The sequence below is a fragment of the Apibacter raozihei genome (genome assembly GCF_004014855.1).
Classification (GTDB): domain Bacteria; phylum Bacteroidota; class Bacteroidia; order Flavobacteriales; family Weeksellaceae; genus Apibacter; species Apibacter raozihei.
In genome coordinates, this window is sequence record NZ_CP034930.1 from 1,158,012 (window position 1) to 1,173,401 (window position 15,390).

Annotated in this window: 10 protein-coding genes; 9 read left to right on the forward strand and 1 reads right to left on the reverse strand. The window is 33.1% G+C overall.

The window, feature by feature from the left end:
* Window positions 1-19 precede the first annotated feature (19 nt).
* The 7 genes from EOV51_RS05330 to recA all read left to right on the forward strand — a co-directional run bounded on the left by EOV51_RS05330 (window position 20) and on the right by recA (window position 7,837).
* Entirely contained in the window at window positions 20-1,960 is a 1,941-nt protein-coding gene (locus EOV51_RS05330) for a S8 family serine peptidase (protein WP_128150627.1), read from the forward strand.
* A 98-nt stretch (window positions 1,961-2,058) separates the two neighbouring features.
* On the forward strand, window positions 2,059-4,008 hold the full coding sequence (locus tag EOV51_RS05335; protein ID WP_128150629.1) for a putative porin: 1,950 nt from the start codon (window positions 2,059-2,061) through the stop codon (window positions 4,006-4,008).
* A 39-nt stretch (window positions 4,009-4,047) separates the two neighbouring features.
* The gene (locus EOV51_RS05340) at window positions 4,048-4,452 is read left to right on the forward strand and encodes an acyl-CoA thioesterase (RefSeq protein WP_128150631.1); all 405 of its coding nucleotides are present in this window, start codon (window positions 4,048-4,050) and stop codon (window positions 4,450-4,452) included.
* A 7-nt stretch (window positions 4,453-4,459) separates the two neighbouring features.
* Complete coding sequence (locus EOV51_RS05345; protein ID WP_128150633.1) at window positions 4,460-5,173, forward strand: nucleotidyltransferase family protein; 714 nt, start codon at window positions 4,460-4,462, stop codon at window positions 5,171-5,173.
* A gap of 48 nt (window positions 5,174-5,221) precedes the next feature.
* Complete coding sequence (locus tag EOV51_RS05350) at window positions 5,222-6,142, forward strand: GYDIA family GHMP kinase (RefSeq protein WP_128150635.1); 921 nt, start codon at window positions 5,222-5,224, stop codon at window positions 6,140-6,142.
* 212 nt (window positions 6,143-6,354) lie between these two features.
* Window positions 6,355-6,813, forward strand: a complete 459-nt coding sequence (bcp, locus tag EOV51_RS05355; RefSeq protein WP_128150637.1) for a thioredoxin-dependent thiol peroxidase — start codon at window positions 6,355-6,357, stop codon at window positions 6,811-6,813.
* A gap of 7 nt (window positions 6,814-6,820) precedes the next feature.
* Window positions 6,821-7,837, forward strand: coding sequence for a recombinase RecA (gene recA, locus EOV51_RS05360; RefSeq protein WP_128150639.1), 1,017 nt, complete (start codon window positions 6,821-6,823; stop codon window positions 7,835-7,837).
* A gap of 86 nt (window positions 7,838-7,923) precedes the next feature.
* Here recA and EOV51_RS05365 read toward each other — a convergent pair whose 3' ends face one another.
* On the reverse strand, window positions 7,924-9,000 hold the full coding sequence (locus EOV51_RS05365) for a tyrosine-protein phosphatase (protein ID WP_128150640.1): 1,077 nt from the start codon (window positions 8,998-9,000) through the stop codon (window positions 7,924-7,926).
* 293 nt (window positions 9,001-9,293) lie between these two features.
* Between EOV51_RS05365 and EOV51_RS05370 the strand changes: the two genes are divergently transcribed.
* Entirely contained in the window at window positions 9,294-10,397 is a 1,104-nt protein-coding gene (locus EOV51_RS05370; protein WP_128150641.1) for an FUSC family protein, read from the forward strand.
* 476 nt (window positions 10,398-10,873) lie between these two features.
* Window positions 10,874-15,376 (forward strand): glutamate synthase large subunit, encoded by a 4,503-nt coding sequence (gene gltB / locus EOV51_RS05375; RefSeq protein WP_128150642.1) that lies wholly within the window; start codon window positions 10,874-10,876, stop codon window positions 15,374-15,376.
* Window positions 15,377-15,390 lie beyond the last annotated feature (14 nt).

Below are 15,390 nucleotides of genomic sequence, written 5' to 3' on the forward strand. Positions count from 1 at the left end.
ATTATAAATTAATGTGTATATGAAAAAAAATTTATTATTTGCTTTTTTAGCATTTTATAGTTTGGCTAATTCACAAACTATTGAAGAAAGAAAAAGAGTTATTGAGACCTACGACAAAGAGATGCAGGTTTCAGTCGAGAGGGTTATTAATACATTTGAAAATGAAAGAAAGAGTAAGATTGAATCATATCTAATCCGAAATCCAGATGTTAAAAGACAATATGTTAAAGATGGGATAATCTATGGAATAGCTGAAATTTCTGAATTTGGAACACCAGTATTTAATCGTACATTTAATCAGGGAGCTGCACAAACTATTGGTGCTAATGCCTTACAATCTGGCGGGGAATTAGGTTTAGAAATTAATGGAGAAAATATGGTGGCAGGTATCTGGGATGGAGGAATAGCAATGCCTAATCATGTTGAATTTTCAGGTAATAGATTAATTAAAAAAGATTCAGTAGCTAATCATTATCATGCAACACATGTGGCAGGTACAATAATGGCTCAGGGAATTGATACAAAAGCTAAAGGAATGGCATCAGTGGCTAAAGCACATAGTTATCATTGGGATAATGATATTGCAGCCATGCAGAAGTTTGCTTCTCAAGGATATATAGTCTCAAACCATTCATATGGTTTAGCCAGTATTCACAGTTCTGGTTATGTTTTACCTACCTATTATTATGGAGCTTATTTGGCTTCTACTTATAATGCAGACTTAGTAGCTTACTCCAATAAAAGCTACCAGATTGTAAAATCAGCAGGAAATGATTTGGATGAATGGAGTTATATAAATCCTCATAAAAAAGGATATGAATTGATTACCGCTCAAGGTGTTGCTAAAAATGTTTTAACCGTTGCAGCAGTAGAAAATGTTTCAAACTATACCGGTCCGTCTTCAGTAAAATTAGCTTATTTCAGTAGTCCCGGGCCTACAGATGATGGAAGAATTAAACCGAACATAGCGAGTAAGGGGGTAGGAGTATACTCTACATATTTTGATGCTAATAATCCAACAGAGACAAATAAATATGCATCGATGAGTGGTACTTCTATGGCATCTCCAGGAATAACAGGAGGTGTTCTGCTTATACAACAATACTTTAACAGTTTAAACGGGAAATTTATGAAATCAGCTACAGTAAGAGGTCTTGTACAACATACTGCAAAAGAAGCTGGTGATGCAGATGGACCCGATTACAGATATGGTTGGGGATTAGCCGATTTCAAGAAATCTGCTTTAACTATTTCCGGAAGTAAAACCGGAGAAGCTATTTTAGAAGAAAACATTTTAGAAAACGGAACTGATTATACGAAGGAATTTAATGTAAACGGTGACACAGAACCTTTGATCGTATCTATATCATGGACAGATTTGCCAGCAGCTAATTACAATAGTAAAAGAGCTACTGATCCGGATGATATATATTTAGTAAATGATTTGGATGTAAGAGTAATTGATACTCAAGGCAATACATACTATCCTTGGAAATTGAATGGCAAAAATCCATCATTGGCAGCAACAAAAGGAGATAATTTGGTAGATAACTTTGAAAGAATAGATATCTTAAAACCTGTTGCAGGAAAATATACAGTTAAAGTATCTCATAAAGGAGATTTAAAAGAATTAAATGCTGCTAACTCACAAGTTTCCGGTAATCAGGAGTATACGCTGCTAGTGACAGGGGCAAATATAAAGACGTTAGGAAATGAAGATATATCGACGACAGAATTTAAAACAAAAATATATCCTGTTCCTGCTCATGGGAATATAAATGTTTCTGTTAATCAAAAAGTAGATTTTACGATTTTTGATATGGCTGGAAAAATTATTTCGGTAGGAAACTTAACAGATGGCGAAAATAAAGTGGATATAACAGGATTAACTACCGGCGTGTATTTAATCAAATTAAATAACGGAACAAAAATAGAAACTAAGAAAATTATTGTTCAGTAAAAATTAACATTTTTTTATAAAAATTAACAAGCTTACATAAAAAGCCGGTCTTTGAGCCGGCTTTTTATTGTTATATTTGCATATTGTATCTCTTATAAATGACTAGAATAAAAATTTTTTTAATTTGTTTATTCGTAGGAAGTTTTTTATTTGCTCAGGTAAAAGAAAATGATAAAAAAAATCCACCGGAAACCAATATCAAATCAGGATCCGCAAACGATTCTGTAAAGATTTATAATCCAACTATACAGTCGTATAAATATTGGAAAGAAGAATCACCCAAAACTATTTTTGATACCGTTTTAACCATTGACAAGTACTACAAAAATAGAATGTACAATTTTAAAGATTACTTTGGAAGTATGCCTTTTTCAAATATTGGAGAAGCAGCCAATCAATTATTATATAGTACAAAAATTAATTCGTCCATAGATTTAATGCCAGCTGGAAAATCATCAAACATATTGGGAGTTGAAGACATACGATATTTTGATGTTCAGACACCTATGACCGAATTTCAGTATAACAATGGCTATAAACAAGGACATTCCTTATCCAGTTTATTTACACATAATATTAATTCACGTATCAACTACTCCATACAATATAAAGGGTTGAGATCAGAAGGAAAATATATGGATCAGCTTGCGTCCAGTAATACACTCCTATTTACAACCAATTATCATACAAAAAATAGAAGATACCAGTTATGGGGGCATTATATGGTTGCAAATGTAAATAACGAAGAAAATGCTGGAATTATGTATCCCGAAAATTTTGAAAATGGAGATTCTCGTTTTAAAAATCGTAACAGGATGGAAATGAATTTATCAGGGGCAAATTCCAAATATGAAAAACGAAGATTTTATATAGGACAGCAGTTAGGCCTTTTTTCATCTGGAGAAAATTTATACCCTGTGTCACTTAGAAATATTTTATCTTACGAAACTACTCATTATACGTACGGAGAAACCAGCACATTAAATACCTTTTTTGACACTCAGGATAATATGTTTGACGGAACTAATATCAAAGGACATTATAATTCAAAAAAACTAAGGAAATTTACCAATTTTACTTCGGCAACTTTTAACTGGACAGATAAATTGCTTTTTGAAGCCGGACTAAAATACGAACATTTGGAATTTAAGTTTGACAGGCCTGTAGATTCAAGCATTAATTATCCGCAGCATATTGAAGACAACAGAATAGGAGCAGCAGGTAACCTGACTTTCAATTGGAAAGAAGGAGTAATTTTGAAATCAAAAGCGGAAGCTTTAACAGGTGATACATTTAAAAACTCCTATTTTATTGATAACCATTTAGTAATTCAGCCGATTAAAAACTACTACTTGGATGCCAATTTGGGAATTAAATCACAAATTCCATCTCTGAATCTGCTTTATAATCAAAGTTTTTATAAAAAATTTAATTACTTTACGGAAAATCCATCAAATGAAAGAATTTTGCAAGCTGGTGGTACATTGCACCTAAAACCTTTTAATACCAGAATCAGGGCGCAGTTTTATGATTTAAATAAATATACCTACATAGATGAAAATGCACAGCCACAACAATCTGGTGCATCAGTAAATATTGTTCAAATAGGTTTACAAAACTCTTTTCAGTTTAAAAAATTTCATCTTGAAACTCATTTAGCGTATCAAAAAGTAACAAATAACAGTCAGATTTTGCCTTTACCGGAATTTGTAGGGAGAGCAACATTTTACTATCAATCCAAGGCATTTAAAAATCATGCAGAATATCAACTGGGCTTAAATGCCTATTATTTTTCAAAATTTAAATCCAGAATATTTTTTCCTGTTACCAATGAGTTTAGACTACAATCTTCCACAGAAAATTATAATATAGGAGAATATCCGGTATTTGATATTTTTTTACAGTTTAAAGTAAAAAGAATGATGATTATACTGGAAGGGCAACATTTTAATTCCAGTCTCACCGGGTATGATTTCTATAGTACACCCTTAAATCCTTATACTGACTTCCGCTTAAATGTAGGAGTGCTTTGGTATATTTTTACATAATTAAAAATAAAATAAATCTGATTACATTAAAACAAACGAATGGATAATTCAATTTTTAAGATATCGATGAAAGTGAGGGATTACGAATGTGATGCCCAGGGAATAGTGAATAATGCAAATTACCAACACTATTACGAAGTTGCAAGACATGAATTTTTAGAAGAAAATAATTTGAACTTTTACGAACTTCATCAGCAGGGAACCGATTTAGTGTTGATAAGTATCCATGTGAAATACTTAGTTCCTTTACAAGGATCAAATAAATTCTTATGTACAGTAGATTCTTTGCAAAAAGAAGGAATAAGATATTTTTTTAATCAGAAAATAATTCGGGAATCAGATGGTAAAATATGTTCAGAAGCAAAAGCAGAAGTGGTAGCAGTAGTTAAAGGAAGAGTTAGTTTACCCACAGTTTTAGATCAGGCATTTTCAAAATATATATAATTAGATTATGAAGGCAATGATATTTGCCGCAGGTTTAGGGACTCGTTTAAAGCCTTTTACTGAAAACCACCCTAAAGCCTTGGCTATAGTTAATGGTAAGACATTACTTGAGCGTAATATTCAATATTTAAAATCTTTTGGGATTAATGATATAGTTATCAATATACATCATTTTGGCCAGCAGATTATAGATTTTTTAAAATACCATAACTATTTTGATTGTCAAATTGAAATATCAGATGAAAGAGAAGCAGTTTTAGAAACCGGAGGCGGCTTGAAGAAGGCAGAGCCATTCTTACAAGAAAATTCCTTCCTGCTAATGAACGTTGATATTTTAACAGACTTGGATCTTAATTCTATGATAAGGTTTCATGAGCAGTATCAGCCATTGGTAAGTTTGGCCGTTTCAGACAGAAATTCTTCACGGAAACTTTTTTTTTCAAATAATAGTCTTGTAGGATGGAGTAATTTAACCTCAGGAGATTCAGTCTTTAAAGATGGATTTTCTCTATCAGATACAGATGCTTTTGCATTTAGTGGTATTCATGTAGTAAATCCAAAACTCTTTAAATTGATGCAAGAAAGAGGTAAATATTCAATTATTAAAACATACCTTGATATAATGGAAACCCAGAATATTTTAGGCTACAAACATTCTGCGCAGCTTATTGATGTTGGTAAACCGGAATCAATTCAAGAAGCAGAAAAATATTTTGCTTAACCATGAATTTTTATTATTTTAAACCTCTAAAAAGATAGAATACTAAATTTGGACTCAGTTAAAACTTTCAGAAGCAAAGGAAAAATATTACTAACAGCAGAATATACTGTACTGGATGGAGCATTAGCTCTAGCAGTTCCAACACAGCAAGGACAATCACTAAATGTACACTTTTCAAATCAGAAAAATAACAGAATTACATGGCTTGCCTATAAAAATAATGGTGAATTATGGTTTACTTGTATACTTGATGTGATTAAAAATCAAATTGTTAGTACTAATAAGCCAGAACTGGCAGCAACCCTGTTGCAGATATTTCACGAAGTACATGAATTAGGCTCACCTATTTTTAATGAAGATTTTGGATATGAATGTGAAACCCAGTTAGAATTTCCAGAAGATTGGGGCTTAGGTTCAAGCTCAACATTAATCAATAATATAGCTAAATGGTCAAAAGTTAATCCATATCATCTGCTATCCAAAACTTTTGGGGGCAGTGGTTATGATATAGCCTGTGCTGATGCTGAAACGCCCATTACATATCAACTTATGAATGGTGAACCATTAGTAAAAGATGCATTTATATCCTCATCTATATCTGATAATTTAATTTTTGTACATCTAAATAAAAAACAAAATTCCAGAGAAGGAATCCAGCAGTATCGAAAAAAAGAAAAATCACAGGATTTAATTAATACCATAACTCAAATCACGAAAGCTGTAAACAAACCAAAATGTACTTTTAAAAAATTTTCAGAACTTATGGTTTTACATGAACAGTCCATCTCTGAATTTTTAGGAATACCTACAGTTAAAGAAGAAATATTCTCCGATTATCCCGGTTTCATTAAAAGTTTAGGAGCTTGGGGCGGAGACTTTGTTATGGCTGAAAATACAGAAAATTCCCAACAATACTTCAATCAGAAAGGATTTAAAACTACGAAAAGATACGATGAATTTCTGATTTGATTTTGTCGAAAAAATAAAATTTTTTAACATTTACTTTGTTTAGCTGAATAATCGAATAGTATTACTAATTGGTTTGTAAACAAAATTTTATTATGTAAGTTGTTGTTTATTAAGGCGTTGATTGGGGTGTGTGTAAATTTGATACTTATAAATTGATACTTACATTATTTATAAATATCTTTACATATAACGAATGCTAAAGACCTTAAAATATGTTAACTATAGGAGATAAAATTCCCCAGTTTGAAGGGGTAGATCAGGAAGGAAAAACAATAACTTATCAGGAGTTTCAAGGCAAAAAATTAGTAGTGTATTTTTATCCAAAGGCTAATACGCCCGGGTGTACTGCTGAAGGATGTAGCCTAAGAGATAATTATCATGTATTGCAAGCAGAAGGATATTCTATTTTAGGTGTAAGTGCTGATACAATTCAAAAACAAAAACAATTTCATGATAAATACAATTTTCCATTTCCATTGATTGCAGATACCGATAAGAAAATTATCCAGGCATTTGGTGCTTGGGGAAAGAAAAAGTTTATGGGCAGAGAGTTTGATGGAATATTAAGATACACTTTTATAATTGATGAAAACGGAATAATAACTAACATAATAACTAAAGTAAAAACTAAAAATCACGCAGAACAAATCATTGAGCAAAATAAAAAATAAAATAAAAATGGCAGAAAAAGAGTCAGCAAATAGTTCTGATGCTAAGAAAAAAGCATTGAATTTAATTCTGGATAAATTAGATAAAACTTACGGCAAAGGAGCTGTAATGAGAATGGGAGACAAACCGGTCGAAGAGGTAGATGTAATTCCTACCGGTTCTTTCGGATTAGATTTAGCACTGGGCGTGAATGGATATCCAAGAGGTAGGGTGATTGAAATATTTGGACCGGAATCTTCAGGTAAAACAACTTTGACATTGCATGCAATTGCAGAAGCCCAAAAAAAAGGCGGTATAGCAGCTTTTATTGATGCTGAACATGCTTTTGATCCTACCTATGCGCAAAAGCTAGGTATAAACCTTGATGATTTGATTATCTCGCAACCGGATGATGGCGAACAAGCTTTGGAAATAGCTGATAATTTAATACGTTCAGGAGCTATTGATATTGTTGTTGTCGATTCAGTCGCTGCACTTACACCCAGAGCAGAAATTGAAGGAGAAATGGGCGATTCCAAAATGGGGTTACATGCACGTCTAATGTCTCAGGCATTACGAAAACTTACCGGAACAATCAGCAAGACCAAGTGTACAGTTATATTTATTAACCAGCTGAGGGAAAAAATTGGTGTTATGTTTGGTAATCCTGAAACAACAACAGGAGGGAATGCACTCAAATTTTATGCTTCAGTTAGAATTGATATAAGAAAATCAGGTACACCAATTAAAGATGGGGAACATGCTATAGGTAGCCGTGTAAAAGTTAAGGTTGTTAAAAATAAAGTTGCTCCTCCGTTTCGTCAGGCCGAATTTGATGTTATGTATGGGGAAGGAATTTCAAAAGTAGGAGAAGTTTTAGATTTAGGTGTAGAGATGGGAATCGTTGGTAAATCTGGTTCTTGGTTCAGTTATCAGGATACCAAGCTAGGACAAGGTAGAGATGCTGTAAAACAATTACTAAAAGATAATGTTGAATTGTTAGAAGAAATCGAAGTCCAGATTAAAGAAAAATTAGCTGCCGGTTAATATTTTCATTCAGGATTATAAATTTTCAAAATAAAAAAGAGGCAGGAAATATATTTCCTGTCTCTTTTTTGTTATAAATAGGTTTATTAATATAAATATAAGCTTTTCATAAGGTTTAAATCAACATTAAGCTGTTGAGTTAAATAATTTTCCACGCTTCCATATTCCTTTTCTATGGTAGAAAAAGCAGCCTCAATATATTCTTTTTGTACCGAATATAAGTAATACATACATTCAGCAGTAGCATTATCACCGTATTTAGCTTTCATTGATTCCATAGTTACTCCGGTTAGGGTATTTGTAAGAAGATAATCCTGAATAACAGTTTCTCTATCTACACCTAAAGATGATAAAAATAGAGCGGCAGCTAAACCAGCTCTGTCTTTGCCTGCCGTACAATGAAACATGATTGGTTTACTATCTTGATTCATTAAATGAGCAAAAAAAGTTTTATATTCATTTTGAAAATTTAAAACCAATATTTTATTAGCATCAACTAAAAATTGTTTAGAAGAGGCCACATCACCATTAGCAAGAACATCTGAAATATTTATTGAACTTAGATTTCCAGGTTCAATAGGTAATTGAATTTGTGTTTTTACACTGGTAGGAACCCTGTCCGGTTCGAAAGTTCTTTCACTCTCAGAGCGAAAATCAATAATAGTTTTTAAAGGAATAGTAGACAAATAGGAGAGATCATTACTCGTAAGTATATTGCATTTACCGGACCTGAACACAGCACCCCATTTTACATATTTACCATCTCGGGTTTTATATCCCCCTAAATCACGAAAATTAGGTTGTCCTTCAATAGGTAACTGTCTGAGACCTAAAATGTTTCTTGAACCATCTTTCCATTCAAAGCAATAAAGTTTAAATATTTGATTGTCAAGCAAATATTTGCCTTCACTGGTTCCTTGTAAAAGAGGTATATCAAAATTAAAATTTGAATTATCGCCCTCATAAAGCTTCCAGTTTCCGTTGTTTAGAACGCTAAATTCACTTTTTTGAATTGATTTGTTTGCAGTAAGCGAAGCATATGTCGAGATATCTTTACCATTAATCAGGCTAGTATTAGTTGTAGCCGTATCATCATTGCTACAAGATATAGCTTGTATAAATCCGATACATGCAATTCCTATCTTTAATAAATAATTTTTCATATAATAATTTTCGGCAAAAAAAGCATATAAATATTAAGAAGTAGTTACTAAACAGATAAGAAGGAGTTAATTTTATCTTATATGGATTTTGTCATTTGCGTATGAATTTTTCTTATTTATTAAAAAAGATGCTGTTTGTTTGTATGAAAGCATTGACAGATTTAATTTTGTTTCATATAAGTTTTGTTAATCAGAAAAGAGTAAAAAGTTGTGTACTATGTGCAGGTTAATTAAGCACACTACATAGTAGGAGAATTAATTTTAATAATAAGAATATAATTTTAAGAGTTAAAATGAATATAAAAATAAGTTCAGGGTTTAAAGAAAATTTAAAAAGTCTAGTAGAATTTAAAAAAACTGAAAGAAAATGGCATTTGCCGGTTTTAGCAGCATTTTGTGTGGGTGTACCTCTGTTATCGGGGCTTTTTATGAATCAGGTTGCTAATGGTATCTTAGCAAGTATATCCGGTTTGGTAGTGTTATATTTACCGCAGACCGCAATAGCTAATAGAATGACAACTCTAATGATATGTTCGTTCGGATTTGTAGTTTCATTTTTCGCAGGGCTTATTTTTAGTTTCAATCCTTGGGTAGCATCCATAACGCTGGGTCTTTATGCATCTGTAATGTATTGGATAACCAAATATTTTAGGTTAAAACCACCAGGATATTTCTTTTTTATTTTAATTGCATCCGTTGCAATATGTATGCCGTTTCAACCTGATCAAATATCGGCTAAACTGGGTATTATTACAATGGGAACTATTTCAACCTGTATGTTGGCTTTTATATACAGTTTAATAACCCTAAAAAAATACTCAGATCGGACAGAAATAATTATTGTCAATAAAAGTTCATATTCAAATATTACAGAATCAATAATTACAGGATTATTTATCGGGGCAGCATTAATGCTGGCTTACTGCTTAAATCTAACTAATCCCTATTGGGTGCCGGTATCTTGTGCAGCAGTAATGCAGGGTTCAACCAGCAAACATGTTTGGCAGCGAAGCCTTCACAGAATAATAGGTACATTTATAGGTATCGGATTAGCTTCTGCTCTGTTAAGTACCCATATGTCGGCAATTTCAATATGTATAAGTATAGTTATTTTACAATTTATTGTAGAAATGTTGGTGACCAGACATTATGGAGCTGCAATTATCTTCGTTACAGCTTTAACCATATTCATGGCTGAAGGTGGAAAAACAATTGATACACAACCGTCTGTGTCAATTTATGCCCGATTTCTGGATATAACTATTGGCAGTTGCATAGGTGCATTAGGGGGATGGTTTTTATATCATCAAAAACTACATAGAAATATGCATAAGCATCTTCGAAAAACAAAAATTCGACTTACTAACAGCTCAAAAAGAAAAAAAACTTATCCGTAATATACTTCAAATTGTATGTTAGAGAATTTAACCACCCTTATTTTATTTAGAAGCAGTCTAAATAAAATAAGGGTGGTTTATTTTTTTTTAATTATTTTATAGAAGTAGATCTGTTTTAAATAGGGGGTCATACTTTTTTTAATGAAAATAAAAAAATAATGTTGAAATATTCTTAAAAAAAATCCCAAAAAATCTTTTAATTTGTTTTATATGGTATAAAATATTATTAATATATGATATTTACATAAAATAGTGTTATTTTTTTGCTTTTTGTTTAAAAAATATTCTTGATTTTTGATATATTTGCAGGTTGTTTGTTGGTAAATACTTTTAAATACAAATTCTGGAAATAAAATCAGCTAAATAAATCAAATATTTCAAGCTCTGAAATATAAATCAGTATTTAATGTATAGGCACGTCACAAATAAACAAGTAGAATAATCTTATACAAACTAAAATTATCTGAATTAATAATATGTGGAAAAAAGAAGTAATACAAAAGGGATTGTATAGCCCCGAATATGAGCATGATGTTTGTGGGGTAGGATTGATAGTTCACACTAAAGGTGTGCGTTCGCATTCAATTATTGAGAATGGGCTTCAGGTGCTGGAAAACATGACTCATAGAGGAGCAGAAAGTGCAGATAATAAAACAGGAGACGGTGCCGGTATCATGATGCAGATTCCTCATGAATTTGTTCTTCTTCAGGGTATTGCCGTTCCCGAAAAAGGGAGATACGGATCCGGACTGGTTTTCTTTCCTAAAGAAAAAAGCGAAGAGGAAAAAGCTAAAGCTATTTTAGAAGATTTAATAAATAAAGAAAAACTTACGTTTTTAGCGTTCAGAGATGTTCCCGTCAATAGTCATATACTTGGAGAAACATCAATAGAAACCGAGCCTATAATTAAACAAATTTTTATCTCAGGAGAAGATTTTTCACAAGAACAATTAGAACTAAAACTTTATTTGTTAAGAAAAAAATATGAAAAAGCAATATTAGAAGCAGATATAAAAGATAAAAGGAGTTGTTACATTGTCAGTCTGTCCACAAGAACAATTATTTACAAAGGAATGTTGACATCTTGTCAATTAAGGCAATATTTCCCTGATTTGTTACATCCCAACTTTACAAGCGCAATAGCATTGGTTCACTCAAGGTTTAGTACAAATACATTCCCTACCTGGGATTTAGCTCAGCCTTTTCGCCTCGTAGGGCATAACGGTGAAATCAATACGATTAAAGGTAATCGTTTATGGATGGAGGCAAGAGAAAGCGTACTTAAATCCGAAAAAATCGGAGAAATAAAAGATATTTGGCCTATTGTACAACAAGGAATGAGTGATAGTGCATCCTTTGATAATGTATTAGAATTTCTGGTAATGTCTGGAAAATCTCTTCCTCACGCATTGGCAATGATGATTCCAGAATCATGGAACGATAAAAATCCTATTTCTTCAGATCTTAAAGCTTTTTACGAATATCATAGTATTTTAATGGAGCCATGGGATGGGCCTGCAACTATTTTATTTAGTGATGGTAGATATGCCGGCGGACTGCTCGATAGAAATGGATTACGTCCGGCAAGATATTTAATAACCCATAAAGATGTAATGGTTGTAGCGTCAGAAACAGGAGTATTACACTTTGATCCTTCTGAAATTAGAGAAAAAGGCCGGTTAAGACCTGGGAAAATGCTGATGGTAGACATTGAAGAAGGAACTATTAAATATGATAAAGAATTAAAAGAAAATTTAGCCAAAGCTTACCCATATAAAAGATGGCTAGGTAAAAACAGAATATCTCTCGATGGTATAAGTTCTGGAAGATCTGTTAAATATGAGTTGGATAATTTAGAAACAAAACTTTCCGCTTTCAGGTATTATAGAGAGGATATTGAAAAATTATTAATACCCATGGCTGTAGATGGGAAAGAACCTATTGGTTCTATGGGAAATGATACTCCTATAGCGGTTTTGTCAAAAGAACCCAACCAGTTATTCAATTATTTCAGACAGCATTTTGCACAGGTTACTAATCCTCCTATTGATCCTATAAGAGAGGAATTGGTAATGTCTTTGGCCGGGTATATAGGTTCATTACATAAAAATATTTTGGAGCCAATGCCGGAACATTGTAAAATGGTAGGATTGGCCTATCCTATAATTACGAATAAAGAGCTTGATTTACTTTTACATCTTGATTATAAAGGTTTTAAGTCTTCAGTTATTCCTATGACATTCTCGCCTGATGATCATTCACCTACGAAAGGATTAGAGGAAGGATTAGAAATAGTTTGTAAAAAAGTTGAAGAAGCTGTAGATGGTGGAAGTAATTACATTATTTTAAGTGATCGTACTGCAAGTCTGAAAGAAATAGCTATTCCTTCACTATTAGCAGTTTCAGCTGTACACCATTATCTGGTAAACAAAAGGAAAAGAATGCAGGTTGATTTGGTTATAGAATCTGCCGAACCCCGGGAAGTTATGCATTTTGCCTTGCTGTTTGGGTATGGCGCAAATGCAGTTAATCCGTATTTGTCATTTGCCGTTTTAGATAGTCTGGTGAAAAGAGGAGAAATTCAGATGATGTTTCCTACAGCGGAAAAAAATTATATGAAATCTATTCATAAAGGTCTTCTTAAAGTGCTTTCTAAAATGGGGATTTCAACCCTGAAAAGTTACATAGGTGCACAAGTATTTGAAGCTGTAGGAATTAATACAGGTGTATTGAGTACTTATTTTGGTAATACAGTCTCAAAAATCGAAGGAATTGATTTAGGAGATATTGCAGAAGATGCAATACAGGCATTTAATAAAGCATATAAAGAAAATTATAATTCCACATTTTATGAAAATTTAGGATTTTATTCTTGGAGAAAAGATAAAGAAGCGCATGCTTGGAATCCCGAGACCATAGCTAAACTACAGATAGCTACCAGAACTGGCGATTATAGCAAATTTAAAGAGTTTACCCGTGAGGTCGATTATAAAACCAATAAAATATTTATTCGTGACTTTTTTGATTTCAAGTCCAATCAACCCGTAGATATAAGCGAAGTAGAACCGGCATCTTCCATAATGAAACGGTTTGTAACGGGAGCTATGTCCTTTGGCTCTATTAGCAAAGAAGCCCATGAAGCCATGGCGGTTGCTATGAATACAATTGGAGGAAAAAGTAATACAGGAGAAGGAGGAGAGCTGGCAGAACGTTTTGCTACAAATGCGCGCTCAGCTATCAAGCAGGTAGCTTCCGGACGTTTTGGAGTTACCACGGAATATTTGGTAAATGCAGATGAAATTCAAATTAAAGTTGCTCAGGGAGCAAAACCAGGAGAAGGAGGACAGTTACCGGGTTTTAAAGTGGATAATGTTATTGCTAAGACCAGACATTCCATACCGGGTATATCCCTAATATCTCCGCCACCCCATCACGATATATACTCAATTGAAGACTTAGCACAGTTAATTTATGATTTGAAAAATGTAAATCCCAGAGCTATAATAAGTGTTAAGTTAGTATCAGAAAGTGGAGTAGGAACCATTGCAGCAGGAGTAGCTAAAGCAAAAGCAGATTTAATTTTAATCAGTGGTTGCGACGGAGGTACCGGAGCCAGCCCTTTAAGTTCTATTAAACATGCAGGCTTACCATTAGAAATAGGTTTAGCAGAAGCTCAGCAGACTTTGGTACTTAATAACTTAAGAGGTAATATTCGATTACAGGCTGACGGACAAATTAAAACAGGGAAAGATATTTTAGTAGCGGCTATGCTAGGTGCTGAAGAATTTGGATTTGCTACAAGTGCCCTGATAATTTTAGGTTGTGTTATGATGAGAAAATGTCACTTAAATACCTGTCCGGTAGGGGTTGCTACACAAAATGAAGCACTAAGAGCCAAGTTTAAAGGGAAAAGTGACTATCTAATCAATTTCTTTAATTTCCTTGCGGAAGAAGTCCGGGAACATCTGGCTGCACTAGGATTTAAAAGATTGGAAGATGTTGTTGGACGAGCAGATCTTTTATATGCTAAAAAAGAAGGTATAAATACTCGTCAGGAAAAATTAGATTTTTCAAGAATACTTTACTATCCACAAGAGAATAAAAACTCAATACGTCAGGCAATACTTCAGGATCATAAAATTGATAAAGTATTAGACAGGGAACTTATAGAAATTTGTCATCCCGCAATTGATAAAGCCATGCCGGTTTCGCTTACCCATGCTATTAAAAATACGGATAGAACCGTAGGATCTATGCTTTCCGGTGAAATTGCCAGAAAATATGGCAACCAGGGCCTTCCGGAAAATACGATATGTTGTTCATTTAAAGGATCAGCAGGACAAAGTTTCGGAGCTTTTTTATCCAGAGGAGTTACATTTACATTAAAAGGAGATGCTAATGATTATTTAGGAAAAGGGCTTTCAGGAGGAAGAATTATATTATTACCCCCAGGTTCATCCAACTTCAGACCTGAAAGTAACATAATAGCTGGAAATACACTTTTATACGGAGCAACATCAGGAGAAGTTTACATAAACGGACAGGTAGGAGAAAGATTTTGTGTGAGAAACAGTGGAGCTATTGCAGTAGTTGAAGGTGCAGGAGATCATTGCTGTGAATATATGACCGGAGGTAGAACCGTAGTATTAGGTAAAACCGGAAGAAACTTTGCCGCTGGAATGAGTGGTGGAATCGCTTACGTCTATGACATAGATGGTGATTTTGACTATTACTGTAACATGGAAATGGTGGAGTTGTCTTTAATTGAAGATTCGTCAGATAATCGGGAACTACAAAATCTGATAACCACACATTATGAACATACTCAAAGTCCTATAGCCCGAAGAATTCTGGATAATTGGAACGAAGAGGTTAATCGCTTTATAAAAGTAATGCCGATTGAATACAAAAGGGTATTACAGGAAGAAAAGATGAAAGCAATTAATGAAAAAATTTCAAAAGTAGAATACGATTATTAAGATAAGAGAAAATA

What these genes read in the sequence shown, in the direction of transcription:
- EOV51_RS05330 (WP_128150627.1), top strand. Translation starts at nt 20, where the DNA reads ATGAAAAAAAATTTATTATTTGCTTTTTTAGCATTTTATAGTTTGGCT.
- EOV51_RS05335 (WP_128150629.1), top strand. Translation starts at nt 2,059, where the DNA reads ATGACTAGAATAAAAATTTTTTTAATTTGTTTATTCGTAGGAAGTTTT.
- EOV51_RS05340 (WP_128150631.1), top strand. Translation starts at nt 4,048, where the DNA reads ATGGATAATTCAATTTTTAAGATATCGATGAAAGTGAGGGATTACGAA.
- EOV51_RS05345 (WP_128150633.1), top strand. Translation starts at nt 4,460, where the DNA reads ATGAAGGCAATGATATTTGCCGCAGGTTTAGGGACTCGTTTAAAGCCT.
- bcp (WP_128150637.1), top strand. Translation starts at nt 6,355, where the DNA reads ATGTTAACTATAGGAGATAAAATTCCCCAGTTTGAAGGGGTAGATCAG.
- recA (WP_128150639.1), top strand. Translation starts at nt 6,821, where the DNA reads ATGGCAGAAAAAGAGTCAGCAAATAGTTCTGATGCTAAGAAAAAAGCA.
- EOV51_RS05365 (WP_128150640.1), bottom strand. Translation starts at nt 9,000, where the DNA reads ATGAAAAATTATTTATTAAAGATAGGAATTGCATGTATCGGATTTATA.
- EOV51_RS05370 (WP_128150641.1), top strand. Translation starts at nt 9,294, where the DNA reads ATGAATATAAAAATAAGTTCAGGGTTTAAAGAAAATTTAAAAAGTCTA.
- gltB (WP_128150642.1), top strand. Translation starts at nt 10,874, where the DNA reads ATGTGGAAAAAAGAAGTAATACAAAAGGGATTGTATAGCCCCGAATAT.